Genomic DNA, 24,846 nt, shown 5'->3' on the forward strand with positions numbered 1-24,846 from the left:
GCTCTGGGCTATCGCCCGCCTGCGCCAGAAGCCATAGTCCAGATGGACCAAAGGCCGATCATGCACTAACAATCAAATTGGACCACTTAGATGGGGCCGATCAGTGTTCAGCTTCGACCTCACGTCTGCCGACGGGCTATTTTCTGCGCGGCAGTTTTACATGCAGCCCGACGACACGCTTTACGCGACTGAGTCGCCGATCAATTCGGCCAGAACCATCATGGGTCTCATCGGCACGGTCATCGGTGTCTCCACTTCGGTCAACCGCGTCACCGACTGACACAACACCCCCGATTAGTGGCCAACCGCTCAAATGATCGCCAACCGTTCGGCGCGTTCAGGCTCCGGAAACGGGCGGTCCAGTGCGACATCCGCGCTTTCGATCATTTCATGCATCCGAGCGTAGAGCGTCTCGGCCTAGGCGCTTTGTTGTCCGACCCACCTGAATGCCCGGTCAAGTTGCGCCAAGTCTGACAGCTCGATTTGCAACAGGAAGTCGCGATGGGCACCCGAAGCCAGGTTCAGCTTGCGGCGCAACAGCGAGCAGTTTCCGACCATCTCCGCCCGCCTGAAGGTGGGACTTCCAGTCTTCCAGTGCCGCGGCGAATGGCAACGACTTGGCGTCTTTCTTGAGGTCGATCTGGCACGTATAGACGTTCATGACACGCGGTTTCCCAGTGGGTTTGCGCGTATCGTTGCACGAAAACCTTGCCAATTGGTTACCGCCACACGCGACGGGTCAGGATCACATCGCGACGAAGATGTTGTCGACATCGATATCCGGATCCACCGATTGCCGCCCCGGGGCAGCAGAAATCCGGGGCTTCCTTAATCTTGTTTGCCGACGAGCTGAGGCGAAAGTCGTTCAAAACGGCGCGCTTTGCGCGGCGCGTTCAGAAAATCAGGTTGCCTCCTGGTCCTCCGCCTTGTCCGTCGTCGCCTCGCCATCCAGCAGTTCCTCTTCTCCGGTCTCGGCGATCCAAGCGACGCTGACGACTTTCTCGCCTTTGCCCGTGTTGAACACCTTAACACCGCCCGCGCTGCGCGACCGGAACGAAATGCCTTCGACCGGCACCCGGATCGACTGCCCGCGCGAAGTGGCCAGCATGATCTGGTCCTCGAGATCCACCGGGAAGGACGCGACCAACGCGCCGCCGCGCATCGCCTTGTCCATCGCCTGCACGCCCATGCCGCCACGTCCGCGCACCGGGTAGTCGTGGCTCGAACTCAGCTTGCCAGCGCCCTGCTCGGTGATCGTCAGGATCAGGTTCTCCGCCGCTTTCATCTCCTCGAACCGTTCAGGGGGCAGGGGAGCGTCGGCATTGCCTTCGTCCTCGCCCGTGCCCTCGTCATCCGCGCCGGCCATCTGGCGGCGCATCTTCAGATAGGCGGCCCGCTCGTCCGGGCTGGCCTCGAAATGGCGAATGATCGACATCGAGACGAGGGTGTCTCCATTCTGAAGCCTGATCCCCCGCACACCGGTGGAGTCGCGCCCCTTGAAGACCCGCACATCGGTTGTCCGGAAACGGATCGCCCGGCCCGAGTCGGTGACCAGCATCACGTCATCATCCTCGGAACAGATGCGCACGTTGACCAGACGCGTGTTTTCGTCGGGCAGCTTCATCGCGATCTTGCCGTTCGACTTGACGTTGGTGAAGTCGCTCAGCGCGTTGCGCCGTACGTCCCCGGCCGAGGTGGCAAAGAATATCTGAAGGTTTTCCCATTCTTCTTCCGGCACATCCACCGGCATGATCGCCGCGATGCTGACGCCGCTGGGAATGGGAAGGATGTTGACGATCGCCTTTCCCTTCGACGTGCGTCCGCCCAGCGGCAGGCGCCACGTCTTCAGCTTGTAGACCATCCCGTCGGTGGTGAAGAACAAAAGCTGCGTGTGCGTGTTGGCCACGAAGAGCGTGGTCACCACGTCCTCTTCCTTGGTCTGCATCCCCGACAGCCCCTTGCCGCCGCGTTTCTGCGCGCGGAAATCGGCCAGCGCGGTGCGCTTTATATAGCCGCCTGACGTGACCGTCACGACCATGTCCTCGCGCTCGATCAGATCCTCGTCTTCCATGTCGCCCGACCAGTCGACGATCTCGGTGCGGCGGGGGACGGCGAACTGCTCTCTCACCTCGGTCAGTTCGTCCGAGATGATCTGCATGATTCTCTCGCGGCTGGCGAGGATGGCGAGGTATTCCTTGATCTTGCCGGCCAGGTCCTGCAGCTCGTCCGTGACTTCCTTGACGCCCAGTTGCGTCAGCCTTTGCAGGCGCAGCTCCAGAATGGCGCGGGCCTGCGTTTCGGAAAGGTTATAGGTGCCGTCCTCGTTGGCCTTGTGGGTGGGGTCGTCGATCAGCGCGATATATTCGAGGATATCGCCAGCCGGCCAGCGCCGGGTCATCAGCTTTTCACGCGCCTCGGCGGCGTCGGCGGAGGCACGGATGGTCGCCACGACCTCGTCGACATTGCTGACCGCGACGGCCAGGCCGCAAAGCACGTGACTGCGTTCTCGGGCCTTGCGCAGGTCATAGGCGGTCCGCCGCGCCACAACGTCCTCGCGGAAGGAAATGAAGGCGCTCAGGAAGCCGTAAAGCGTCAGTTGCTCGGGACGTCCGCCATTCAGCGCCAGCATGTTGCAGCCGAAATGGGTCTGCATCGGGGTAAAGCGGAACAGCTGGTTCAGCACCACCTCGGCGGTGGCGTCGCGCTTGAGTTCGACCACCACGCGCACGCCGTGCCGGTCGGATTCGTCCTGCACGTGGGTGATGCCCTCGATGCGTTTTTCGCGCACGGTTTCAGCGATCTTCTCGATCATCGCCGACTTGTTCACCTGATAGGGAATCTCTTCTATAATAATAGCATAGCGGTCTTTCCTGACCTCCTCGATCCGGGTCTTTGCCCGCACGATGACGCTGCCGCGTCCCTCGATGTAAGCCTTCCGCGCGCCCGAGCGGCCCAGCATGATGCCGCCCGTCGGAAAGTCCGGGCCGGGGATATACTCGATCAGTTGCTCGGAGCTCAGGTCGGGGTTGTCGATCAGGGCCAGCGTGGCGTCGATGACCTCGCCCAGGTTGTGGGGCGGGATGTTGGTGGCCATGCCCACCGCGATGCCGCCGGCCCCGTTGACGAGCATGTTGGGGAACCGCGCCGGCAGGACCGTGGGCTCGCGGTCCTTGCCGTCGTAGTTGTCCTGGAAGTCGACGGTTTCCTTCTCGATATCCGCCAGCAACGCGCTGGCGGGCTTGTCCATGCGGACCTCGGTGTAGCGCATGGCGGCGGGGTTGTCGCCGTCCATCGAGCCGAAGTTGCCTTGACCGTCAAGTAGCGGTAAAGACATGGAAAAATCCTGCGCCATGCGCACCAGAGCGTCGTAAATAGCGCTGTCGCCGTGGGGGTGGTATTTACCCATGACGTCGCCCACCGGGCGGGCGGATTTGCGGTAGGCCTTGTCGTGGGTGTTGCCGGTTTCGTGCATGGCGTAAAGGATGCGCCGGTGCACGGGTTTCAGACCGTCGCGCAGGTCGGGAATGGCGCGACTGACGATCACCGACATGGCATAGTCCAGGTAGGACGCCTTCATCTCGTCGATGATCGACACCGTCGGGCCGTCATACGCGGGGCGCTCTGGCGGCATTTCGTCTTCGTTTTCAGGGGTTTCCGGCGTGTCGTTCACGTGCTGTCCCGTCCTGTGGCAACTGTTCTATATCTTGTTGCGGAAACTATACCAGAGGCAGGATATGGGGTGCAATGGCCCGTGTCCCGCGCCATTGGCAGCCAGCCGGGCAGGGTGATAACATACTGTTTTTATTGAAAACTAATAATTTCGTGGCACACTGAAAGACATAACAATCAAGAGTGGTGCCAACATGGGAACGGAAATGGAGCTTTCGGAAACCGAACTGATGCTGAAAGGCTATGGCCTGACGACAGCGGAATTCTATTACCACATGCCGGATTATGCGCATGTTATCAATACCTTCGTCTGGCAGGACTATGACCTCGCGCCGGATCATCCCAAGCTTTTCAAGTTCATCGAGTTCTGGCAGGACGAGATCGAGGGGCCGCTGCATTCGGTGCAGTTCATCCATCGCAAGATGATCAGCCCCGGGGAATGGCGGCAGGTCACCGGCGAGTTCTACATGAACTGAGCGCGGTCGGTTAACCGATCGGCGCAACGGGCCGAAATCACGGGGGTGACAGGCGTGCACCCCGCGTACACCGCCCGTGCACCGGGCGGTGCAGCCAAGCGGCGTTAACTTCTCGGCGGCAGCATGACGGGCATTACCCGCGTCATCCCGCTGAAAGGAGCCCCTGATGCGCCGTACACCGCCCCCGCAGAAGACCCGCGCCGCGTTGATGGACGAATTGCGGCAGTTGCAGGAATCGCTGACCGAACACTGGCTGGACCGATCCCTGCCCGAGGAGTGGGAGGGGCTGGAAAGCCGCGAGCCGATCGCCCGCCCGAAAACGCGGGTCACCATCCGGCTGGACAGCGACATGTTGAAATGGTTCCGCCGCCTTGGCCCCGGCTATGGCGCGCGCATCAACCGGGTGCTGCGGTTGTACTGGCTGGCCCTGATCGAGGGGCGGGTCTATGCGCATTGGGACGAGAACGGCGCGGGGCCGCAATTTGCCGAGTACCTGGACCGGCAGATGGAGATCCTGCACGACCAGCGCGCCCGCCGCCTGAACGAGACCGCGACAGACGACGACAACCCGTTCGAGGGGATCAAGATCGACTTCGGCGACGACAAGGAGTGAAGCGGGCCAGCTGCGCCCGGATCAATAGGGCGGACAGCTGGACGGTGGCGGGGGCAAGTCGGGCAGGGCACAGCCGCAATGGGATTTCAGCAGGGTGAACCGCTTACTGCGCAGCCCCATCCGCTGAAGCTGGCGATGCACGTGGCCCAGCCGCGGGCGTGCGCCGGTCGAGAGTTCACGATCCATCACCATGCGGCCATCGAAGTGGACCTGGCTTGCCGTGTCATCGGCATCTTCCGGCAGGTGTCCCAGGGCCACCGCCTGCCGCTTGCTGCAATCGACCAGCACGTAGGTGGGCCGGTATCCCGCGGCGTCGGGATCAAGCTGCGAAAAAAGCACGGTGCTGCCGTTGGCGTGTTCGAGCATCGCTCGCTGACCGTTCGAGACCTCGCAGACCGGCGGAGGCAGGGCGCAGGCGGCGGCCTGCGCGGCAGAGCAGAGGGTGACAAGGGCGGCAAGGGCTGCGGTGCGGGACATGGGGTGACCTCACTGAAAAAGGGCGCGTGAGATGTTCACGCGCCCCTGTATGTCGTCTGATCCCTGTCCGGGGTTCAAACCCCGGGGCAGATCAGGGGATGATGCGCGTATACTTGGTGCCTTCGAGCGACGCGCCTACCAGTGCCCCCGCCTGGCCGAAGATCACCGCGAGCACCGGCGTGCTGGCCGTGGTGGTGTCGGCCCGCAGGTTTTCGCCCTTGTCCGAGAAGACGTATTCGATATCCGCGCCCGCGACCCAGCCGGAAGCGCGGCGGAAGCCGGCCAGCGCGTCTTCGGTCATGAAGAACAACACGTGGGCGAATTGCTGCGCCCCGATCTGAAGCCCGACGCTGCCCTTGGCGGCAGAATAATAATCGACCGTCGCACCGCCCACGCGCAGGGCGCCGCGGCCATAGCCGCCGCCGACGATGAAACCGCCCTCGGTGATCAGGGGCATGACAAGCTGGCCCACGGACTTGGCCGCTATGTCGCGAGTCTGGGGGTAGCGTTGGTAAAGGTAATTGAGCGTCGAGTCGACGCGGGCGTCAATCTTCTGCGAGCCGACGCTGCCGACCCCGTTGCCGCAAGCGGCCAGAAGGGGGGATGCGGCCAATGCACCGAGCGTGAAGCTTCGCCGGGAAAGGTTTTTCATGATACTGCCTGTTCGTTGCCTGATCCGTGGCCGGTCTTTTGTAAAATGCCGGCCTGTCCCTACACTATAGAGGGGAAGACAGGCGGTGTCACCACAGTTTGTGGTGTCCGGGCAGATAAGCAAGAACCCGCGTGGGTATCAGCCGTTCAGCATCCGCGCCACGGCGGGGGCGAAATAGGTCAGGATGCCGTCGCAACCGGCCCGTTTGAAGGCCATCAGGCTTTCGACCATGGCGCGGTCGTGGTCGATCCAGCCGTTCTGCGCGGCGGCCTGGATCATCGCGTATTCGCCCGACACCTGGTAGGCATAGGTGGGCGCGCCGAATTCGTCCTTCACCCGGCGGCAGATGTCCAGGTAGGGCATCCCGGGCTTGATCATCACCATGTCGGCGCCCTCGGAAAGATCGCGGGCGACACAGCGCAGCGCCTCGTCGGAATTGGCCGGATCCATCTGGTAGGTCTTCTTGTCGCCTTTCAGCGCGCCGGAGGCGCCGACCGCGTCGCGGAACGGGCCGTAGAAGGCGGAGGCGTACTTGGCGGCATAGCTGAGCAGGAGCGTGTTCTTGTGGCCTTCGGATTCCAGCGCGGCGCGCAGGGCGCCGATGCGGCCGTCCATCATGTCCGAGGGGCCGATGATGTCGACCCCCGCCGCGGCCTGGCTGAGGGCCTGTTTCACCAGCGCCTCGATGGTCTCGTCGTTGAGGATCTCGCCCTCCTCGACAAAGCCGTCATGGCCGGTGTCGGAATAGGGGTCGAGCGCCACGTCGGTCATGATGGCAATTTCGGGCACCGCGTCCTTGATGGCGCGGGTGGCGCGGTTCGATAGGTTGTCGGGGTTCCACGCCTCGGCGCAATCCGAGGTGCGGTTCTCGGCCGAGGTATAGGGAAAGAGGCAGATTGCGGGGATGCCGAGGGATTGCGCCTCGCGGGCGGCCTCGACCACGCGGTCGACGCTGCGGCGCAGGACGCCGGGCATGGAGGGCACGGGGTCTTCCTGGCCTTCACCGTCGCGCACGAAGACCGGCCAGATGAGGTCTGCCGGGGTCAGCGTGTTCTGGGCCACCAGCGACCGGATTGCCGGCGTGGCGCGGGTGCGGCGCAGGCGCGTGACGGGGAAGGGCCCTTGGGTGGGACGCATTGTAGCCATCCTTTTTCTTAGTCGCCTTCTGAGTGGCATGGAAATTCCGCCATCTCAAGGGTAGGAATTGGCGCAGAGCGGCGCTAAGAGGTGCCCGGATAGAACGCGGCACAGCGCAAAGACGCAACGAGGCACCGGCATTGGACCTGATCGAGACCATTTTCGAGCTGATCGACATGCGCAGCTTCAGCAACCTTTGGTTCTGGATCGTGCTGGCGGTGCTGTGGTCGTCGACCAGCCACTGGGTGCTGGGCGTGCCGTGGGACATGGTGCAGCGCGCCAGGAGCGGCGATGAGCAGGGGGTCATCGACCTGCACGACATGGTGCGCATCAACAGCAACCGCCTGCTTTACATCGCGCGCGAAACCGGGATGCTGCTGGCCGGGTTCGCCTGTTTCGTGCTGACCACGCTGGGGCTTCTAGGGTTCGTCTATCGCAACGAGTTCAGCCAGGCGGTGTTCCTGCTGGCCTTTCCGATGACGCTGGTGGCGCTTTTGTCGATCTATACCTCCCACCGCATCAACCGTGACGGGCTGGTGGGCGAGGCGCTTTACAAGCGAATGCATTACCACCGCGTCACGACGCAGTTCCTCGGCATCCTGTCGATCCTTGCGACCGCGATGTGGGGCATGCTGGTCAACATGTCGACCGGCGCGCTTGGCTGAGGGGCTGCAAATGGCCGAAAACAAACGTATCGCCGTTGGCGGCGCGCCCGAAGGCTTCGACGCAAGGCTGATCCTGGACGAGGCCGCCCGCGCGGAGGGCCCCGTGATCCATGTCGCCCGCGACGACAAGCGGATGGCGGCGATGGAGGAGGCGCTGCGCTTTTTCGCGCCGGACATGCCGGTGATCCGCTTTCCCGGCTGGGATTGTCTGCCCTATGACCGGGTCTCGCCTAACGCCGACATTTCCGCCACGCGGATGGCAACGCTGGCCGGGCTGGTGCATGGCGGACCGTCGCGGTTCATCCTGCTGACCACGCTGAATGCGGCGACACAGCGGGTGCCCGCGCGGGACGTGCTGCGCGAGGCGGCGTTTTCGGCGCAGGTCGATTACCAGATCGACGAGGAGGCGCTGAAATCCTTCCTCGTACGCATGGGCTTTACCCAGGCGCCCACGGTGATGGAGCCGGGCGATTATGCCGTGCGCGGCGGGATCATCGACATCTACCCGCCGGGCGAGAGCGGCCCGGTGCGGCTGGACCTGTTCGGTGACGTGCTGGACGGCGTGCGGCGGTTCGACCCGGCCACGCAGCGCACCACGGAAAAGCTGGACCGGATCGAGCTGGCCCCGGTCAGCGAGGTCATTCTGGACGAGGCCGCGATCACCCGGTTCCGGCAGAATTACCGCATCGAGTTCGGCGCCGCCGGCAGCGACGACCCGCTTTACGAGGCCGTCAGCGCGGGGCGCAAGCAGGCGGGGATGGAGCATTGGCTGCCGCTGTTTCACGAGCGGCTGGAGACGCTGTTCGACTATATCCCCGGCGCGCCGGTCAGCCTGGATGATCAGGTCGAGGCGGCGCGGGAGGCGCGGTGGGTGTCCATCGCCGATCAATACGATGCCCGCAAGCACGCCATGACCCAGAAGGGCCGCGAGGACAGCGTTTACAAGCCCATCGCGCCCGATCTTCTGTATCTCGATAACGATGCCTGGGGGGCCGCCCTGGGGGACCGTCGCGTGCTGGCCCTGTCGCCCTTGCCGCAGGCGCCGGGGCCGGGGGTGATCGACGCGGGCGGGCGGATAGGCCGCAATTTCGCGCCCGAACGTCAGCAGGAAAAGATCAACCTTTTCAGCGTCCTGAAAGACCATATTGATGCGCGCATGGCCGAGGGCCCGGTGCTGGTCGCGTCCTATTCGGACGGTGCGCGCGAGCGGCTGGAAGGGCTGTTGGAAGACGAGGGTTTGCTGGGTGCGGTGACGGTCAAGAATGCCGGGGCCATTGGCAAGCGCGGCTTGCACCTGGCGGTCTGGGGGCTGGAGCATGGGTTTACCGCGCCCGGTCTGACGGTGATCGCCGAGCAGGATATCCTGGGCGACCGTTTGATCCGGTCCCCGAAGAAGCGGCGGCGGGCCGAGAACTTTCTGACCGAGGCGCAGAGCCTGTCGCCCGGCGACCTGGTGGTGCATGTCGACCACGGGATCGGGCGTTACACGGGGCTGGAAGTGGTCACGGCGGCGGGCGCGGCACATGAATGCCTGCTGCTGGAATATGCAGAACAATCAAAGCTTTACCTGCCGGTCGAGAATATCGAACTGCTGAGTCGATACGGCCACGAGGAGGGTCTGCTGGACCGTCTGGGCGGCGGCGCGTGGCAGGCCAAGAAGGCCAAGCTGAAGGAACGCATCCGCGAGATGGCCGACCGCCTGATCCGGATCGCTGCAGAACGCGCGCTACGTAAGGCGCCGGTGCTGGAGCCCGAGCACCACGCGTGGGAGGCGTTCTCGGCCCGGTTCCCGTACCAGGAGACGGACGACCAGTTGCGCGCCATCGAGGACGTGGTGGCCGACCTCGACAGCGGCACGCCGATGGACCGGCTGATCTGCGGTGACGTCGGTTTCGGCAAGACCGAGGTGGCGATGCGCGCGGCCTTTATCGCCGCCATGTCGGGGATGCAGGTGGCGGTGATCGCGCCGACGACCCTGCTGGCACGGCAGCATTACCAGAGCTTTGCCGAGCGGTTCCGGGGCTTTCCGGTGACGGTGGCGCCTTTGTCGCGCTTCGTGTCGTCAAGCCAGGCCACCAAGACCCGCGCGGGGCTGGCGGACGGCACGGTGGATATCGTGGTGGGCACGCATGCTCTGCTGGCCAAGAACATCCGGTTCAAGAACCTTGGCCTGCTGGTGATCGACGAGGAACAGCGGTTCGGCGTGACCCACAAGGAGCGGCTGAAATCGCTGCGCTCCGAGGTGCATGTGCTGACCCTGACCGCGACGCCGATTCCACGGACGCTGCAACTGAGCCTCAGCGGCGTGCGGGACCTGAGTATCATCGGCACGCCGCCCATCGACCGGCTGTCGATCCGCACTTATGTCAGCGAGTTCGACACGGTGACGATCCGCGAGGCGCTGCTGCGCGAGCATTACCGGGGCGGGCAGAGTTTCTACGTGGTGCCGCGCATCAGCGATATCGCCGAGATCGAGGACTTCCTGCGCACCCATGTGCCCGAGGTCAGTTTCGTGTTGGCGCATGGCCAGATGGCGGCGAAGGAACTGGATGAACGCATGAACGCGTTCTACGACGGCAAGTACGATGTGCTGCTGGCCACGACGATCGTGGAATCAGGGCTGGATATCCCGACGGCGAACACGATGGTGGTGCACCGCGCCGACATGTTCGGCCTGTCGCAGCTTTACCAGATCCGGGGCCGTGTGGGGCGGGCCAAGACGCGGGCCTATGCGTATTTGACGACCAAGCCACGGATGCGCCTTACGCCGTCCGCCGAGAAGCGATTGCGGGTGCTGGGCAGTCTGGATCAGCTGGGCGCGGGGTTCACGCTGGCGTCTCAGGACCTCGATATTCGCGGGGCGGGCAACCTGCTGGGCGAGGAACAGTCCGGGCAGATGCGCGACGTGGGGTACGAGCTTTACCAGTCGATGCTGGAAGAGGCGATCGCCAAGATCAAGTCGGGGCAGCTGGAGGGGCTCAGCGAGGCGGACGAGCAATGGGCGCCGCAGATCAACCTGGGCGTGCCGGTTCTGATCCCCGAGGACTACGTCCCCGACCTGGATGTCAGATTGGGATTGTACCGCCGTCTCAGTGGCTTGGCGACCAAAGTTGAACTGGAAGGCTTCGCCGCCGAGCTGATCGACCGGTTCGGCAAGCTGCCGCGCGAAGTGAACACGCTGATGCTGGTCGTGCGGATCAAGGCGATGTGCAAACGCGCCGGGATCGCCAAGCTGGACGGCGGGCCGCGGGGGGCGACGATCCAGTTCCACAACGACAAGTTTTCCAACCCTCAGGGGCTGGTGGAATTCATCAAGGATCAGAAGGGGCTGGCCAAGGTCAAGGACAACAAGATCGTGGTCAAACGCAGCTGGAAATCCGACGCCGACAAGATCAAGGGCGCGTTCGCCATCGCGCGGGACTTGGCGGAGAAGGTGAAGGAAGGCAAGAAGGGGTGAGAGCTTCGGCCGCGTGATTGCCAGACCGCGGGGTGGCGATCCGACGTCATTTCAGGGCACTTTATCGCCGCAAATTCCGCGAGACTTCCAATCGAAGCGCTGACTTCACCCAATCGCCAGCCCGGGGGGCGGCCCCCCTTTCGGCGGTTGCTTGCAACCGCCTTTCGGTCAGCGGGCGATCGCGCGGCGGCGCGCAGGGCGCGCCTTGATTCCGCGCGGCGCTTAGGCCGACCGTTTCAACTCCGCCACCAGCTTGTCGTAGTGCGCCTTGGTCAGTTCGTCAGTGTCGGTATAGGGTTTCGAGGCCAGGAAACTGCGCTCGAACAGGGTGTCGTAGGTCAGGCGCGGGCCGAGCGCATGTTTGCCGGCGCCGTCCTCGCCCAGGCCCTCACCATGATGCCGCGCGACCGACAGGGCGTTCTGCATCCAGTTGAGGCAGTTGATCGCGGTGAAAGGATCGTTGACGCCGGGGGAGAGTGCGCGGGCCAGCACCTCGACCAGTTCATCGACGAGAAAGAGCACGTTCTGATGCTCGGTCTTGCTGGTGCCTAGCGCGTAGCAGTCGCGCAGCTCCGCGATATCCTCGTCCGACAGCGCGTCGCGTGACCAGACAGACATCACGGGCGTAAAGGAACTGACGAAGTCGCCAGGCTGCTGTTCGATCCGCAGGGTCCAGTCGTCGCGGTCGGTCAGCTGCTCGACCTTTCCGTAGTTCAGCGTGCGGATGTAACCGGCGGAGTTCATGGTGATCCGGTGATCGGGGTCACGGTCGGGATAGGTCACCTCGCGGCGCTTGTCGCGGGCGTCCTCGGCGTCGATGATGGCCTTGATCTCGGTTTCCAGCCGCTGGCCCAGGCCGGCGGTGATGTTGCCGACGTTGATCGTTTCGGGGACGTGGTGCACGAAATAGATCATGGTGAAGACCGCGATGATGCAGCCCAGCATCGCCAGCAACATGGAATATTGCGGCACGAAGGCTTCGATTTCGGCGGTTTCGGACGGGTCCTGCACCGCGCGCAGGATCAGAAGGGCATAGACGAAGGTGGAAATCAGGATGCCGAGGCTGATCTGGTTGCCCCGGTTGCGCATGAAATTCCCGATCAGGCGCGGGCCGTAATTGCCGGCGGCAAAGGACACCGCGACCATGGTCATGGAAAACATAACGCCGGTGACGCCGATCACCGACGTGGCAATGGTCGACAGCGTGCTGCGCGCGCCGTCGACCTGGGTATCTATCAGGGTTTCGGGAAGCTGGTGAGGCAGGATCTCGGCGTTGTGGTCGAGCCATTCCGACCCGTAGGCCAGAAGGATCGCGAACAACACCATGTTGGCCGGAATGAACCAGTAGCTGGCGCGTACGTCCTGCGCCAGTTTGAGCAAGAGCGCCCGTTTGTTCATTCAGTTCTTCCCTGGAGGTCGGACCCCGGGACCTGCTTCAGCCGATACCGATAAACGAAAGAATGGCAACGACGATGACAACAAGGCCGACGATATAGATGATATTGTTCATGGGTCTTCTACTCCGGTTTGCCGGGCGGGCACAATTGGCGTGCCCGCTCGTGGCGTGCAGGAAGGTAACTGCACCCGGAGCGGGAAAGTTCCCGAAGACGTGATCAAAGCGTGAGGATGGTCGAGCCGGTGGTTTCCCGCGCCTCGAGCGCGCGATGCGCCTCGGCGATATCCTCGAGCTTCCATGTCTGGCCGATATTCACCTTCACGTCGCCCGACTGCACCTTGGAAAAGAGGTGCTTTGCCATGTCCTGGCAGCGTTCGTGATCGGCCAGGAAGGTGAAGAGCGTGGTACGCGTCAGCTTGAGCGAGCCTTTCTGTGCGAGGGTCAGCAGGCTGACCGGCTCGACCGGGCCCGAGGCGTTGCCGAAGGACATCATCATGCCCAAGGGCTTCAGGCAGTCGAGCGAACGGTCGAACGTGTCCTTGCCGACGCCGTCCATCACCACGTCCACGCCCTTGTCATCGGTCAGTTTCTTGACTTCGGCCACGAAATCCTCGGTGCGGTAGTTGATGCAGGCCGACGCGCCGTTATCGACCGCCAGCTTGCATTTCTCGTCCGTCCCGGCGGTGCCGATCAGGGTGATCCCCTCGGAGCGGGCCCATTGGCAGGCCAGCAGGCCCACACCGCCGGCGGCGGCGTGAAACAGCACCGTGTCGCCCTTTTTCAGCGGCGAGACCCGGTGAAAGAGGTATTCCACCGTCATGCCCTGCAGCATGATCGAGGCGGCGTCCTCGAACGGGATGTCGTCGGGCAGGGGGCAGACCTGTGCGGCGGGCATGACGCGGGCCTCGGAATAGGCACCGGGGGGCGTGGCGGCATAGGCGGCGTGCTGGCCCACTTGCAGATGCGTGACACCTTCGCCCACGGCCTCGATGATGCCCGCGGCCTCCATCCCGAGGGCATGGGGCAGCTCCAGCGGGTAAAGCCCGGTGCGCTGGTACACGTCGATGAAGTTCAGCCCGCAAGCCACATGGGCGATGCGCACTTCGCCGGGGCCGGGATCGCCCACCTCGCGGTCAACGAGCTTGAGATTGTCCGGACCGCCGAACTCTTCGATGATGATGGTGCGTGCCATTGTGGTCTCTCCTTGCTTGTCATGCGCGGCCGTCATGGAATGCGCCGCACACGTCTTGTCGGGCACCTAGCCCGCTTGACGGGGATCGCCCATGCGAATTGCAATCGCGGTCAGGTTTCGGGCGCGTCATTGGCCGCGTCGCCACCGTCCGCCTGCTTTTCCTGGAATTTCTTGACCCGGTTCAGCAGGTGCGCGCGCGCCGCCATGTTGGCGCGGCGCACCCGCATCGAGGTCAGGAACGCCTCTTCGGCGGATTGGGACGTGGCGCCGAGGATGCCGACGATCTCGGAAATGACGCCATCGTCGCCGGAGGCATCCACGTACTTGATGACCTTGAGCGCCAGTTCGTCTGCCAGATCCTCGGTCACGCCCATGGGCTTATCTCGTGGTCTCGGTCAGGCGGCGTTTGACGTAATCGCTGACGGTGTCGATCATCGTCTCCATGTGCGGCTCTTCGAAGAAGTGCCCCGAGCCCTCGACCTGTTCGTGGGTGATGGTGATGCCCTGCTGTTCATGCAGTTTGCCCACCAGCGACTGGGTGTCGGCCGGCGGCGCCACGCGGTCGGCGCTGCCGTTGATGATCAGGCCGGAGGACGGGCAGGGGGCGAGGAACGAGAAGTCGTACATGTTGGCCGGTGGCGACACGGACACGAAGCCGGTGATCTCGGGGCGGCGCATCAAGAGCTGCATCCCGATCCACGCGCCGAAGGAAAAGCCCGCGACCCAGCAATGTTTCGAGTTGGCGTTCATCGACTGAAGGTAGTCGAGCGCCGAGGCGGCATCGGAAAGCTCGCCCACGCCCTGGTCATATTCGCCCTGGCTGCGTCCCACGCCGCGAAAGTTGAAGCGCAGGACGGTGAAGCCTAGCTTGTGGAACGCGTAATGCAGGTTGTAGACCACCTTATTGTTCATCGTGCCCCCGAATTGCGGGTGCGGGTGCAGGATGATGGCAATCGGCGCGTCGCGCTCGCGTTGCGGGTGGTAGCGGCCTTCCAGGCGGCCCTCGGGGCCGGGAAAGATGACCTCGGGCATGCGTGTCCCCTTGCATTTCGGCGCCGCTCAATTCTTGACGGAATTGATCAAGCACCTTAGAACAATTCTAAACAACCGTATGGATTCTGCGGCTTCAAGCGAGATAGGGGGTTGATTGACCAAGGTCAATCACTTCCCCGCCTGTCAAGCCCCTGAAGCGCCGGTATTTTGGGGGGAAACGATGAAACTGAGCACCAAGGGGCGTTACGCGATGGTGGCGCTGGTCGATATCGCGCTGCAGGAAAAGGACGGGCTGGTGACGCTGAGCGACATCTCGGGGCGGCAGAGCATTTCCTTGCCCTACCTGGAACAGCTGTTCGTCAAGCTACGCCGCGCCGAGCTGGTGACGTCCGTGCGGGGCCCGGGCGGCGGCTACAAGCTGGCGCGGCCCGCCTCCGAGATCCGGGCGGTGGATATCCTGGCCGCGGTGGACGAGACGATCGACGCGATGCACAAGGGCGCGGGCGCGTCGGGAGCGACTAGCGGCTCGCGGGCGCAGAGCATGACCAACCGGCTGTGGGAGGGGTTGAGTGCGCAGGTCTACGTGTTCCTGCACCAGACCCGGCTGAGCGACGTGGTGGGCAACTCGCTGGCGCCGTGTCCCGCGGTGCCGTCTCTGTTTGCCGTCGTGGACGAGGAATGAGGGCGCCTTCGGCGACAGGTTTTGCGCCGCGTTCCGCGTCGCGGTGGGCGGGGGCCCTGGCCCCAACGTCGAAACGGTGTTTCGACGACCCCCGGGATATTCATGGCCAACAGAAGAGGGGAACGGTTTGAGCCGGGTGTACCTCGATTACAATGCGACGGCGCCTTTGCGGGCCGAGGCGCGGGAGGCGATGATCGCGGCGATGGATATCGTCGGCAATCCGTCGTCGGTGCATGGCGAGGGGCGGACGGCCAAGGCGCTGGTGGAGCGGGCGCGGGGCCAGGTGGCCGCTGCCGTGGGATGCAAGCCGCAGGAGGTGGTGTTCACATCGGGCGCGACCGAGGCCGCGCGGGTGCTGGCGGTCTTCGATACCGTGGAGGTTCAGGCGACCGCCCATGACGCGCTGTGGGCGTATCACGCGCCGGGCGATGGAGCACCAATCGTGCGCGCGATGGGGCTGGCCAATTCCGAGACCGGAATCGTGACGCAGCCCGAGACCGGCGGAGATCTGCTGCTTCTGGATATCACGCAAGCCGTGGGCCGCCTGCCATTTTCCTTTGCCTGGTCCGGGGCGGACATGGCGGTTATGTCAGCGCACAAGCTGGGCGGGCCCAAGGGCGTCGGTGCGCTGATCGTGCGGCAGGGGCTGGATATCCCAACGCTGAGCCTTGGCGGCGGGCAGGAGATGGGCCGCCGGTCGGGGACCGAGAACATCATCGGCATCGCCGGGTTCGGCGCTGCGGCGGAAGCGGCGCAGCGCGATCTGGAGGCGGGCGCATGGGCGCGGGTGAAAAAACTTAGAAGGATTCTAGAAAACGCTATTGAGGAATCCGCCCCAGCGACTATTTTTGTCGGGAAATCCGATGACCGGCTGCCGAACACGTCCTGCTTCATCACACCCGGCTGGAAGGGTGAGACGCAGGTGATGGCGATGGACCTTGCGGGGTTCGCGATATCGGCCGGTTCGGCCTGTTCCAGCGGCAAGGTCAAGGCCAGCCGCGTGCTGGCGGCGATGGGGTTCGACGAGCGAGAGGCGGCCAGCGCCGTCCGGGTCTCGCTGGGCCCCGACACGAGCGAAGACGACGTTGTGGCCTTTGCGCAAGCCTGGGCCAGGCAACATGAAAAATTCCGCGCCCGTGCGGCGTGAGATAACCGAGGAGGTGGCCCAATGGCGGCACTGGACGAAACCCAAGTCAAGGAAGGCGTCGACAAGGAAACCGTCGATGCGGTGCGCGACATCAGCACGTATAAATACGGCTGGGAAACCGACATCGAGATGGAATACGCGCCCAAGGGCCTGACGCCGGAGATCGTCAAGCTGATCTCGGAAAAGAACGGCGAGCCCGAGTGGATGACCGAGTGGCGTCTGCAGGCCTACGAACGCTGGCTGCAGAAGGAAGAGCCCGACTGGGCCATGGTCGACTACCCGCAGATCGACTTTCAGAACCAGTATTACTATGCCCGGCCCAAGAGCATGGAGCAAAAGCCCAAGTCGCTGGACGAGGTCGATCCCAAGCTGCTGGAAACATATGAAAAGCTAGGCATCCCGCTGAAGGAACAGATGATCCTGGCCGGGGTCGAAGGGGCCGAGGAGGCGCCTGCGGAGGGCCGCAAGGTGGCCGTGGACGCGGTCTTTGACTCCGTGTCCGTCGGCACGACCTTTCAGAAGGAATTGGAAAAGGCCGGCGTGATCTTCTGCTCGATCTCCGAGGCCATCCGCGAGCATCCCGAACTGGTGAAGAAGTACCTCGGTTCGGTCGTGCCCGTCAGCGACAACTTCTATGCGACGCTCAATTCGGCAGTCTTCTCGGACGGGTCGTTCGTCTACGTCCCGCCGGGTGTGCGCTGCCCGATGGAGCTGAGTACGTATTTCCGCATCAATGCCGAGAATACCGGCCAGTTCGAGCGTACGCTGATCATCGCCGACAAGGGCTCTTACGTCAGCTACCTCGAAGGTTGCACCGCGCCGCAGCGGGACACCAGCCAGCTGCACGCCGCCGTCGTCGAGATCATTGTCGAGGAAGACGCCGAGGTGAAGTATTCCACGGTGCAGAACTGGTTCCCCGGCGACGAGGAAGGCAAGGGCGGCATCTACAACTTCGTCACCAAGCGCGCCGATTGCCGGGGCGACCGGGCGAAGGTGATGTGGACGCAGGTGGAAACCGGCTCTGCCGTGACGTGGAAGTACCCGTCCTGCATCCTGCGCGGCGACGACAGCCAGGGCGAGTTCTATTCCATCGCCATCACCAACAACTGGCAGCAGGCCGATACCGGCACGAAGATGATCCATCTGGGCAAGAACACCAAGTCCCGGATCGTGTCGAAAGGCATCAGCGCGGGGCATGCGCAGAACACCTATCGCGGGCTTGTCTCGATGCATCCCAAGGCCAAGGACAGCCGCAACTACACGCAATGCGACAGCTTGCTGATTGGCTCGGAATGCGGGGCGCACACGGTGCCGTATATCGAGGTCAAGAACAACTCGTCCCGGGTGGAGCACGAGGCGACCACGTCGAAGGTGGATGACGATCAGTTGTTCTATTGCCGCCAGCGCGGCATGGACGAGGAAGAGGCCGTGGCGCTGGTGGTGAACGGGTTCTGCAAGGACGTGCTTCAGGCGCTGCCGATGGAGTTCGCCATGGAAGCGCAGCAGCTGGTGGCGATCTCGCTGGAAGGCAGCGTTGGATGACCAACGGGTGCCGGACACCTGAGGCGACCCGGGCCAGGCTGCCGAGGCTTGGCCATTCGGGGCGCCTGCGGTCCGGCACCCGGACATTTACCATGCTGCTGCTTGGCCATTTCCTGGTGTTCGTCCTTGCGATGAGCCATGACGAAATCGCCCTGCAGGCCGTCGAGACTGGCTGGATCCGACCGGGTCGGGGAGAACTCGCCGAACTGGGAATAGGGCTGGTTCTGTTCGTGATCTGGGGGTGGCTGAGCGTGCACCTCGTCGGAATCCTTAATGGAGCGCGGGCGGCTTCGCACGACGAAACGGAGTGATAAAATGATCATCACGACGACGAATAACATCGAAGGGCGCAAGATCATCGACTACCGCGGCATCGTGGTGGGCGAGGCGATCATGGGGGCGAATGTCTTCCGCGATTTCTTTGCCCAGGTGACGGATATCGTCGGTGGTCGCTCGGGCGCTTACGAGACCAAGCTGCAGGATGCCCGCGACACCGCCATGCGCGAGCTGAAAGAGCGCGCCAAGGCCGCGGGTGCAAATGCCGTGGTGGGCGTCGATCTGGACTACGAGGTGGTCGCGGATTCCATGCTTATGGTGTCGGCCAGCGGGACGGCGGTGGTGCTGGACTGATGCGCTTTGGGCAACATATTACGGTGCGGATCGCGCGTCTGAAGGACGGGCTTTTCGCACAGCTGGAAATGATATCCTTGTTCGTCGGCTTGGTGATCCTCGCGTCGTGGGTCAGGGATGCTGCGGTCTGGATGGGAGCGACGCAGCGTGGGGCCGACATTACCGCGTTCTGCATATGGGTGTTTGTCTTCTGGATGGGAGCGATCTGGTGGATGTACATCGGATACGCGGCTGACATGAAACGTGCTGCGGCGGGGTCCGGCAAACAGTCATGAGCCCGACCGCCAACATATCGCGGCCCGAACTGACCCTGCCGGAGGCCGAAGCGGAGGTGCTGCGCGCGGCCTATGCAGGCGCGGACGTGATCCTGGAATACGGGTCGGGCGGGTCGACCGTGATGGCGGGCGAGATGCCGGCCAAGCGGGTCTTCTCGGTGGAAAGCGACAAGGACTGGGCGCTGATGATGCGCGCCTGGTTCGAGGAAAATGCGCCCGCGAAAGGCACCGAGGTGGACGTGATCTGGTCCGACATCGGGCCGACGAAGGAGTGGGGCTATCCGACCGATGCGGGGCACTACATGCGCTATCCGCGCTACCCGCTGGAGGTCTGGGACCTGCCCGAATTCCGCCAGCCCGACGTGGTGCTGGTGGATGGGCGGTTCCGCACGGGCTGCGTCATGGCCACGGCGCTGCGCACCGAGCGACCGGTGCAGGTGTTCGTCGACGACTACAAACGGCGCAAGCAGTACCATGTGGTCGAAGAATTCATTGGCGCCCCAAGGATGACGGGGCGCTTGGCGGGGTTCGAGGTGGAACCGCTGACCCTGCCGCAAAACGAGCTGTTGAACGTGATCGAGATGATGCTGCGCCCGTGAGGCGCCAGCGACAGGAAAAAGGAGAGAAAGATGTTGGAGATCAAAGGCCTGAAGGTCGATCTTGAAGACGAGGACAAGACCATCCTGAAAGGCGTGGACCTGACCGTCGAGGCGGGCAAGGTGCACGCGATCATGGGGCCCAACGGCTCGGGCAAGTCGACGCTGAGCTATGTTCTGTCGGGCCGGGACGGCTATGAGGTGACCGGCGGGACGGCCACGCTGGAAGGCGAGGACATCCTGGGCATGGAGCCCGAAGAGCGCGCCGCGGCGGGGCTTTTCCTGGCGTTCCAATATCCGGTCGAGATTCCCGGCGTGGGCAACATGACCTTCATGCGCACCGCGCTGAACGCGCAGCGCAAGGCGCGCGGGCAGGACGAGATCAGCGCCGCCGATTTCCTGAAGCTGGTGCGCGAAAAGGCCGCCACGCTGGAGATGAGCAACGACATGCTGAAGCGCCCGGTGAACGTGGGCTTCTCGGGCGGTGAGAAGAAGCGCAACGAGATCCTGCAAATGGCGGTTCTGGAACCGAAAATGTGCATCCTGGACGAGACCGACTCGGGCCTGGACGTGGACGCGATGAAGCTGGTGTCGCAGGGCGTGAACGCGCTGCGGGACGCGGGCCGTGGCTTCCTGGTGATCACGCACTACCAGCGCCTGCTGGATCACATCAAACCCGACGTGGTGCACATCATGTCCGATGGCCGCATCGTGAAGACCGGCGGGCCGGAACTGGCCCTCGAGGTCGAGAAGAACGGGTATGCCGACATCAAGGCGGAGGTGGCGTAATGGCGTTACCCCAAGCGAAACAGGACGCCACCGAGGCGCGCCTTGCCGCGCTGAGCCTGCCCGACGCGTCGGGCTGGACGAAAGCGCCGCGCGAGGATGCGCTGGCGCGGCTGCGGGCCGCGGGCCTGCCGCATCGGCGTGACGAGTACTGGAAATTCACCCGCCCCGACACGCTGGTCGACGCGGAGGTGCCCAAGGCCGCCGTGTTCGAGAGCGACGAGACGCAGGTGTTCGACGATGTCGATCGCCTGAGCATCGTATTCCGGGACGGCGTGTTCGACGCCGAGGCCAGCGACGACCTGAGCCTTGAAGGCGTGAAGATCGACCGCCTGGCCGAGGCCGGGAAGGCCGATATTCATTGGGCCAAGGATCTGTACGGGACGCTGGAAACCAATGGCCAGACGCCCGTGGCGCGGCCCCTGGCGACGCTCAACACCGCCGCCGCGACAGATGGCGTGCTGATCCACGTGACCGGCAAGGCCAGCAAGCCGATCAACCTGATTTATCACCACGAATCCGAGACGTCTGACGCGATCCTGCACCATGTCATCAAGCTGGATGCGGGGGCCGAGCTGACCGTGCTGGAAAACGGCCCCGCCGCCGCGCGGTTCAACAAGGTGATGGAGGTCGACGTGGCCGACACCGCCGCGTTCAACCACGTGCGCACACAAGGGCGCGACCACGAGCGCCGCGCCGTCACGCATATTTTCGCGCGGCTGGGACGGGAAAGCGCGTTCAAGTCCTTTACCATGACCGCCAATGGCGTGCTGACGCGCAACGAATGCGTGATCGAGCTGACCGGCGACGACGCCATCGCGCATGTCGCGGGCGCCTGCGTGGGAGACGGGGATTTTCACCACGACGATACCGTCTTCATCACCCATGACGCCGAGAATTGCGAAAGCCGGCAGGTGTTCAAGAAGGTCCTGCGCAACGGCGCCACGGGCGTCTTCCAGGGCAAGATCCTGGTGAAGGAAGGCGCGCAGAAGACCGACGGCTACCAGATCAGCCAGTCGCTGCTGCTGGATGGAGACAGCGAGTTCCTGGCCAAGCCGGAGCTTGAGATCTATGCCGACGACGTGGCCTGTTCGCACGGCTCGACCTCGGGCGCGATCGACGAAGAGGCGCTGTTTTACCTGCGCGCGCGGGGCGTGCCCAAGTCCATCGCGACCGACCTTCTGACGCTGGCCTTCCTGGCCGAGGCCGTGGAAGAGATCGAGGACGAGGGCCTGCGCGACGGGATCGTCGAGCGCCTTGAAGGCTGGCTGGTGCGGCGGCGCGGCTGATGCCGGTCACCACCGATATCGTGGCTGCCTATCGCGGCCCGAGAACGGTGTTCCGTCGCCTGCTGGCGATGGGCGCGAACGAAGGGCGTGCGCTGGCCATCGTGATGGCCGGCTGCGCGGTCTTCTTCATTTCCGAGTGGCCTCGGCTGGCGCGCGAGGCGCATCTGACCGGGCAGGAACTGAACCCGCTTCTGGGCGGGTCGCTGATGGCCTGGATCTTCATCGCGCCGCTGGTGTTCTATGCCTTCGGCACGCTCAGCCGGTTTGTCTTGCGGATCTTTGGCGGCACCGCCTCGGGCTATGCCGCGCGTCTGGCGCTGTTCTGGGCGTGGCTGGTGGCCAGCCCGATCAAGCTGTTGCACGGTCTGGTAGCCGGTTTCATCGGGCCCGGGCCGGGCTTGACGGCGGTGGGTGCGATATGGCTGCTGGCGTTTCTTTGGGTGTGGGCGTCGGACCTGCGCGAAGCCGGATGGGGGCAGACATGAACACGACCGTGCTGAAACCCCTGTTCGTGACGACCATCCGGAACCCGCGCGGTGCCGCCGAACGGGCGATTGCCCTGAATTGGCCCGCCCAGGCGCTGTGGACCGCGCTGACGTTGATCTCTGTCGTGACCTCTGCCGTGGTCGCGGCGCTGGTCCAGGCCGCGCCGTTGCCCGAAGGTGATCTGGGCAGGCTGCTGGAGGCGTCGCCGGTCTATAGCTCGCCGTTGATCTTTGCCGCCACGCAATGGGCGCGGGCGGTTTTCTCGGTCTTCATGCTGTTCTGGATCGGCCGTGCGCTTGGTGGACGGGGCACGGTGCCCGACATCCTGGCGGTGATCACGCTGTTGCAGGCGGTCAGCTTCGTGATGGTGGCCGGCTTTACCATCGTTGGGCTGTTCATCCCGTTTCTGTCGTCGCTGGGCCTCTTGGTCTTCATCGTCTGGTGGATGTGGGCGGTGTCCAACATGATGGACGTGGCGCATGGCTTCGACAGCCCGCTCAAGGCGTTCGGCGTGATGGTGATTGCGATCTTCGGCGTCGTGGTGGGGCTGTCCATCATCATGGGCGTTATCGGCGGCCTCTTCGCCGCAACGACAGGAGCAGTTTGAGATGTACGATATCGACGCGATCCGCCGGGACTTTCCGATCTTGTCGCGCGAGGTGAACGGCAAGCCGTTGGTCTACCTGGACAATGGGGCCAGCGCGCAGAAACCGCAGGTCGTAATCGACGCGATCACCACGGCCTATGCCGAGGAATATGCCAACGTGCATCGCGGGCTGCATTACCTGAGCAACCTGGCGACCGAGAAATACGAGGGCGTGCGCGGCATCATCGCACGGTTCCTGGGCGTGGCGGATGAAGACCAGATCGTGCTGAATTCCGGCACCACCGAGGGAATCAACATGGTCGCCTATGGCTGGGCCATGCCGCGGATGGAGGCGGGCGACGAGATCGTCCTGTCGGTGATGGAGCACCACGCCAACATCGTGCCCTGGCATTTCCTGCGCGAACGGCAGGGCGTGGCGCTGAAATGGGTCGATACGGACAGCACCGGCGCGCTGGACCCGCAAAAGGTGATCGACGCCATCGGGCCGAAAACGAAACTGGTGGCGCTCACGCACCTGTCGAACGTTCTGGGCACCAAGGTGGATATCAAGGCGATCACCGATGCCGCCCATGAAAAGGGCGTGCCGGTGCTTGTCGATGGCAGCCAGGCGGCGGTGCATATGCCGGTCAACCTCGACGAGCTGGGCGTGGATTTCTACGCCATCACCGGGCACAAGCTTTATGGCCCCTCCGGATCGGGCGCGATTTTCGTCAAGAAAGAGCGCCTTGCCGAGATGCGCCCCTTCATGGGCGGCGGCGACATGATCCGCGAGGTTTCCAAGGACGAAGTGACCTATGCCGACCCGCCGATGAAGTTCGAGGCCGGCACGCCCGGCATCGTGCAGACCATCGGGCTGGGTGTGGCGCTGGAGTACATGCTGGGGTTGGGGATGGAGAACATCGCCGCCCACGAGGACCGGCTGCGCGACTATGCCGTGGGCCGCTTGGGCGGTCTGAACTGGTTGCAGGTGCAGGGGCAGACGCCGGACAAGGCGGCGATCTTTTCCTTCACGCTGGACGGCGCGGCGCATGCCCATGACATCTCGACCATCCTGGACAAGAAGGGCGTCGCGGTGCGCGCCGGCCACCACTGTGCCGGGCCGCTGATGGATCATATCGGACTGACGGCGACCTGCCGGGCGTCCTTTGGGCTCTATAATACAGAGGCCGAGGTCGATGCGTTGGTCGATGCGCTGGAACTGGCGCACGAGTTGTTCGCCTGACGATCCGGTTCATTTGAACCAATGACCTTGGTGGGCCGACCCATGGCCGGAACACCAAGGAGATCATCATGTTCAATTTTCGCACCACCATTCTCGTCGCCCTTGCGGGCGCAACCCTGTCGGCCTGCACCGAGGCGCCCACGGCTCAGAGTCGGGCCGCGATCACGCCGGACCCGATCCTGACCAAGTATGACAGCGATGGGGGCGGTGGCGGCTGTCCCGGCGGCAGCCAGCAAGGCACCGCCGGCGGCTCTGATGAGTGCCTGCCGGACACCTATCCGCAAACCCCGCCCAGAACCCCGGGCCAGCCCCAAACGGGCGGCGGAGGCAACCCCGGTGGCGGGAATCAGGGCGGCGCGCGTCCCTGAACCGTCCGGCCCGGGCGCATCCGCCCGGGCCTAGACACCAGCGGCGGCCTGCGCCATATCGCGGAGTTTTTCACCGTTGCGGCACTGGACCGAGGCGGTTGTTGTTCGCGCAGGCCCCTGTAGCCCAGCTGGACGGAGCGCTGCCCTCCGAAGGCAAGCACCTATCGGCAACTCCTTGTTCTTCATGGATAAAAAAACACATGAAAACAGACTTGCCCTGAAATGGTCCTGAAACTCTCCTGTTGCGCCCGGTTTTTGGACACGGTAGTAAACGCTCGTCGGTCTCATAGCTCAGCTGGATAGAGCGCTACCCTCCGAAGGTAGAGGTCCCAGGTTCGAATCCTGGTGAGATCGCCAAGTTCCCAACGCTTGAAAATTGATTATGTAGCGCCAGCAATCTTTGATTTAGAGCGCAGGGTTGAGCTTTGCTGCGTGAGCGATGAAGTGGTCCGTTCCAGACTGGTTGGAGCGGAACGCGATTAGTGAGAA

At 63.7% G+C, this 24,846-nt stretch carries 27 protein-coding genes, 1 tRNA gene and 1 pseudogene; 19 read left to right on the forward strand and 10 right to left on the reverse strand.

Annotation, left to right across the window (positions count from 1 at the left end; genetic code table 11):
• The first annotated feature begins 103 nt into the window (after positions 1-103).
• A complete protein-coding gene (locus tag PVV74_RS00005) occupies positions 104-280 on the forward strand; it encodes a hypothetical protein (RefSeq protein WP_274591809.1) in 177 nt (58 codons plus the stop codon).
• 29 nt (positions 281-309) lie between these two features.
• Here PVV74_RS00005 and PVV74_RS22810 read toward each other — a convergent pair.
• The 3 genes and pseudogenes from PVV74_RS22810 to gyrA all read right to left on the reverse strand — a co-directional run bounded on the left by PVV74_RS22810 (position 310) and on the right by gyrA (position 3,631).
• Positions 310-537: pseudogene (locus tag PVV74_RS22810) on the reverse strand (DUF6614 family protein).
• A complete protein-coding gene (locus PVV74_RS22815) occupies positions 455-661 on the reverse strand; it encodes a DUF6614 family protein (RefSeq protein WP_338020407.1) in 207 nt (68 codons plus the stop codon). Before PVV74_RS22815 ends, PVV74_RS22810 begins: the two are co-directional and overlap by 83 nt.
• Before the next feature lie 240 nt (positions 662-901).
• Positions 902-3,631, reverse strand: coding sequence for a DNA gyrase subunit A (gene gyrA, locus PVV74_RS00015; protein WP_274592342.1), 2,730 nt, complete (start codon positions 3,629-3,631; stop codon positions 902-904).
• A 244-nt stretch (positions 3,632-3,875) separates the two neighbouring features.
• On the opposite strand from gyrA, the gene PVV74_RS00020 reads away from it, so the two are divergent.
• Together PVV74_RS00020 and PVV74_RS00025 are read left to right on the forward strand one after the other, a co-directional pair.
• The gene (locus PVV74_RS00020; protein ID WP_103761153.1) at positions 3,876-4,145 is read left to right on the forward strand and encodes an usg protein; all 270 of its coding nucleotides are present in this window, start codon (positions 3,876-3,878) and stop codon (positions 4,143-4,145) included.
• Between the two features lie 166 nt (positions 4,146-4,311).
• Positions 4,312-4,758, forward strand: a complete 447-nt coding sequence (locus PVV74_RS00025) for a BrnA antitoxin family protein (RefSeq protein WP_211286092.1) — start codon at positions 4,312-4,314, stop codon at positions 4,756-4,758.
• A 21-nt stretch (positions 4,759-4,779) separates the two neighbouring features.
• Here PVV74_RS00025 and PVV74_RS00030 read toward each other — a convergent pair whose 3' ends face one another.
• The 3 genes from PVV74_RS00030 to hemB form a co-directional block, all read right to left on the reverse strand.
• Positions 4,780-5,235 carry a hypothetical protein gene (locus PVV74_RS00030; protein ID WP_103761154.1) on the reverse strand — a complete coding sequence of 152 codons (456 nt, stop codon included), beginning with the start codon at positions 5,233-5,235 and terminating at the stop codon, positions 4,780-4,782.
• Between the two features lie 91 nt (positions 5,236-5,326).
• Positions 5,327-5,887: a YSC84-related protein gene (locus PVV74_RS00035; RefSeq protein ID WP_103761155.1), complete on the reverse strand. Its 561-nt coding sequence runs from the start codon at positions 5,885-5,887 to the stop codon at positions 5,327-5,329.
• A gap of 138 nt (positions 5,888-6,025) precedes the next feature.
• On the reverse strand, positions 6,026-7,024 hold the full coding sequence (gene hemB, locus PVV74_RS00040; RefSeq protein ID WP_274591810.1) for a porphobilinogen synthase: 999 nt from the start codon (positions 7,022-7,024) through the stop codon (positions 6,026-6,028).
• A 140-nt stretch (positions 7,025-7,164) separates the two neighbouring features.
• On the opposite strand from hemB, the gene PVV74_RS00045 reads away from it, so the two are divergent.
• Positions 7,165-7,689, forward strand: coding sequence for a component of SufBCD complex (locus PVV74_RS00045; RefSeq protein ID WP_103761156.1), 525 nt, complete (start codon positions 7,165-7,167; stop codon positions 7,687-7,689).
• A 10-nt stretch (positions 7,690-7,699) separates the two neighbouring features.
• Positions 7,700-11,146 (forward strand): transcription-repair coupling factor, encoded by a 3,447-nt coding sequence (gene mfd / locus PVV74_RS00050; RefSeq protein ID WP_274591811.1) that lies wholly within the window; start codon positions 7,700-7,702, stop codon positions 11,144-11,146.
• 222 nt (positions 11,147-11,368) lie between these two features.
• On the opposite strand, the gene PVV74_RS00055 is transcribed toward mfd, so the two are convergent.
• From PVV74_RS00055 to PVV74_RS00070, 4 genes are all read right to left on the reverse strand, one after another.
• The gene (locus PVV74_RS00055) at positions 11,369-12,544 is read right to left on the reverse strand and encodes a DUF2254 domain-containing protein (RefSeq protein ID WP_274591812.1); all 1,176 of its coding nucleotides are present in this window, start codon (positions 12,542-12,544) and stop codon (positions 11,369-11,371) included.
• Positions 12,545-12,759: 215 nt separating this feature from the next.
• Positions 12,760-13,734, reverse strand: coding sequence for a quinone oxidoreductase family protein (locus PVV74_RS00060; protein ID WP_103761841.1), 975 nt, complete (start codon positions 13,732-13,734; stop codon positions 12,760-12,762).
• 110 nt (positions 13,735-13,844) lie between these two features.
• Positions 13,845-14,108, reverse strand: a complete 264-nt coding sequence (locus PVV74_RS00065; protein WP_103761159.1) for a hypothetical protein — start codon at positions 14,106-14,108, stop codon at positions 13,845-13,847.
• 4 nt (positions 14,109-14,112) lie between these two features.
• Positions 14,113-14,766: an alpha/beta hydrolase gene (locus PVV74_RS00070; RefSeq protein WP_103761160.1), complete on the reverse strand. Its 654-nt coding sequence runs from the start codon at positions 14,764-14,766 to the stop codon at positions 14,113-14,115.
• A gap of 181 nt (positions 14,767-14,947) precedes the next feature.
• Here PVV74_RS00070 and PVV74_RS00075 point away from each other — a divergent pair, with 181 nt between their 5' ends.
• The 14 genes from PVV74_RS00075 to PVV74_RS00140 all read left to right on the forward strand — a co-directional run bounded on the left by PVV74_RS00075 (position 14,948) and on the right by PVV74_RS00140 (position 24,714).
• Entirely contained in the window at positions 14,948-15,409 is a 462-nt protein-coding gene (locus PVV74_RS00075; protein WP_103761161.1) for an Rrf2 family transcriptional regulator, read from the forward strand.
• 127 nt (positions 15,410-15,536) lie between these two features.
• A complete protein-coding gene (locus tag PVV74_RS00080) occupies positions 15,537-16,556 on the forward strand; it encodes a cysteine desulfurase family protein (protein WP_274591813.1) in 1,020 nt (339 codons plus the stop codon).
• A gap of 21 nt (positions 16,557-16,577) precedes the next feature.
• The gene (gene sufB, locus PVV74_RS00085; protein WP_103761163.1) at positions 16,578-18,098 is read left to right on the forward strand and encodes a Fe-S cluster assembly protein SufB; all 1,521 of its coding nucleotides are present in this window, start codon (positions 16,578-16,580) and stop codon (positions 18,096-18,098) included.
• A gap of 92 nt (positions 18,099-18,190) precedes the next feature.
• The gene (locus PVV74_RS00090) at positions 18,191-18,409 is read left to right on the forward strand and encodes a hypothetical protein (RefSeq protein ID WP_274591814.1); all 219 of its coding nucleotides are present in this window, start codon (positions 18,191-18,193) and stop codon (positions 18,407-18,409) included.
• 4 nt (positions 18,410-18,413) lie between these two features.
• Positions 18,414-18,728, forward strand: a complete 315-nt coding sequence (locus PVV74_RS00095; RefSeq protein ID WP_103761165.1) for a heavy metal-binding domain-containing protein — start codon at positions 18,414-18,416, stop codon at positions 18,726-18,728.
• Positions 18,728-19,003 carry a hypothetical protein gene (locus tag PVV74_RS00100; RefSeq protein ID WP_274591815.1) on the forward strand — a complete coding sequence of 92 codons (276 nt, stop codon included), beginning with the start codon at positions 18,728-18,730 and terminating at the stop codon, positions 19,001-19,003. The genes PVV74_RS00095 and PVV74_RS00100 overlap by 1 nt, the downstream gene beginning before the upstream one ends.
• Positions 19,000-19,602 (forward strand): hypothetical protein, encoded by a 603-nt coding sequence (locus tag PVV74_RS00105; RefSeq protein ID WP_274591816.1) that lies wholly within the window; start codon positions 19,000-19,002, stop codon positions 19,600-19,602. The genes PVV74_RS00100 and PVV74_RS00105 overlap by 4 nt, the downstream gene beginning before the upstream one ends.
• Before the next feature lie 30 nt (positions 19,603-19,632).
• On the forward strand, positions 19,633-20,388 hold the full coding sequence (gene sufC / locus PVV74_RS00110; RefSeq protein ID WP_274591817.1) for a Fe-S cluster assembly ATPase SufC: 756 nt from the start codon (positions 19,633-19,635) through the stop codon (positions 20,386-20,388).
• Entirely contained in the window at positions 20,388-21,674 is a 1,287-nt protein-coding gene (sufD, locus tag PVV74_RS00115) for a Fe-S cluster assembly protein SufD (RefSeq protein ID WP_103761168.1), read from the forward strand. Before sufC ends, sufD begins: the two co-directional genes overlap by 1 nt.
• Positions 21,674-22,159, forward strand: a complete 486-nt coding sequence (locus PVV74_RS00120; RefSeq protein ID WP_274591818.1) for a YIP1 family protein — start codon at positions 21,674-21,676, stop codon at positions 22,157-22,159. Before sufD ends, PVV74_RS00120 begins: the two co-directional genes overlap by 1 nt.
• Positions 22,156-22,767, forward strand: coding sequence for a Yip1 family protein (locus PVV74_RS00125; protein WP_274591819.1), 612 nt, complete (start codon positions 22,156-22,158; stop codon positions 22,765-22,767). The genes PVV74_RS00120 and PVV74_RS00125 overlap by 4 nt, the downstream gene beginning before the upstream one ends.
• Before the next feature lies 1 nt (position 22,768).
• A complete protein-coding gene (locus PVV74_RS00130; RefSeq protein WP_274591820.1) occupies positions 22,769-23,989 on the forward strand; it encodes a cysteine desulfurase in 1,221 nt (406 codons plus the stop codon).
• A 68-nt stretch (positions 23,990-24,057) separates the two neighbouring features.
• Positions 24,058-24,357 (forward strand): hypothetical protein, encoded by a 300-nt coding sequence (locus tag PVV74_RS00135; protein WP_103761172.1) that lies wholly within the window; start codon positions 24,058-24,060, stop codon positions 24,355-24,357.
• A gap of 280 nt (positions 24,358-24,637) precedes the next feature.
• A tRNA-Arg gene (locus PVV74_RS00140) sits at positions 24,638-24,714 on the forward strand.
• Positions 24,715-24,846 lie beyond the last annotated feature (132 nt).

Origin of the sequence: Roseovarius sp. SK2 (assembly GCF_028807495.1) — a bacterium.
GTDB classification, from domain to species: Bacteria; Pseudomonadota; Alphaproteobacteria; order Rhodobacterales; family Rhodobacteraceae; genus Roseovarius; species Roseovarius confluentis.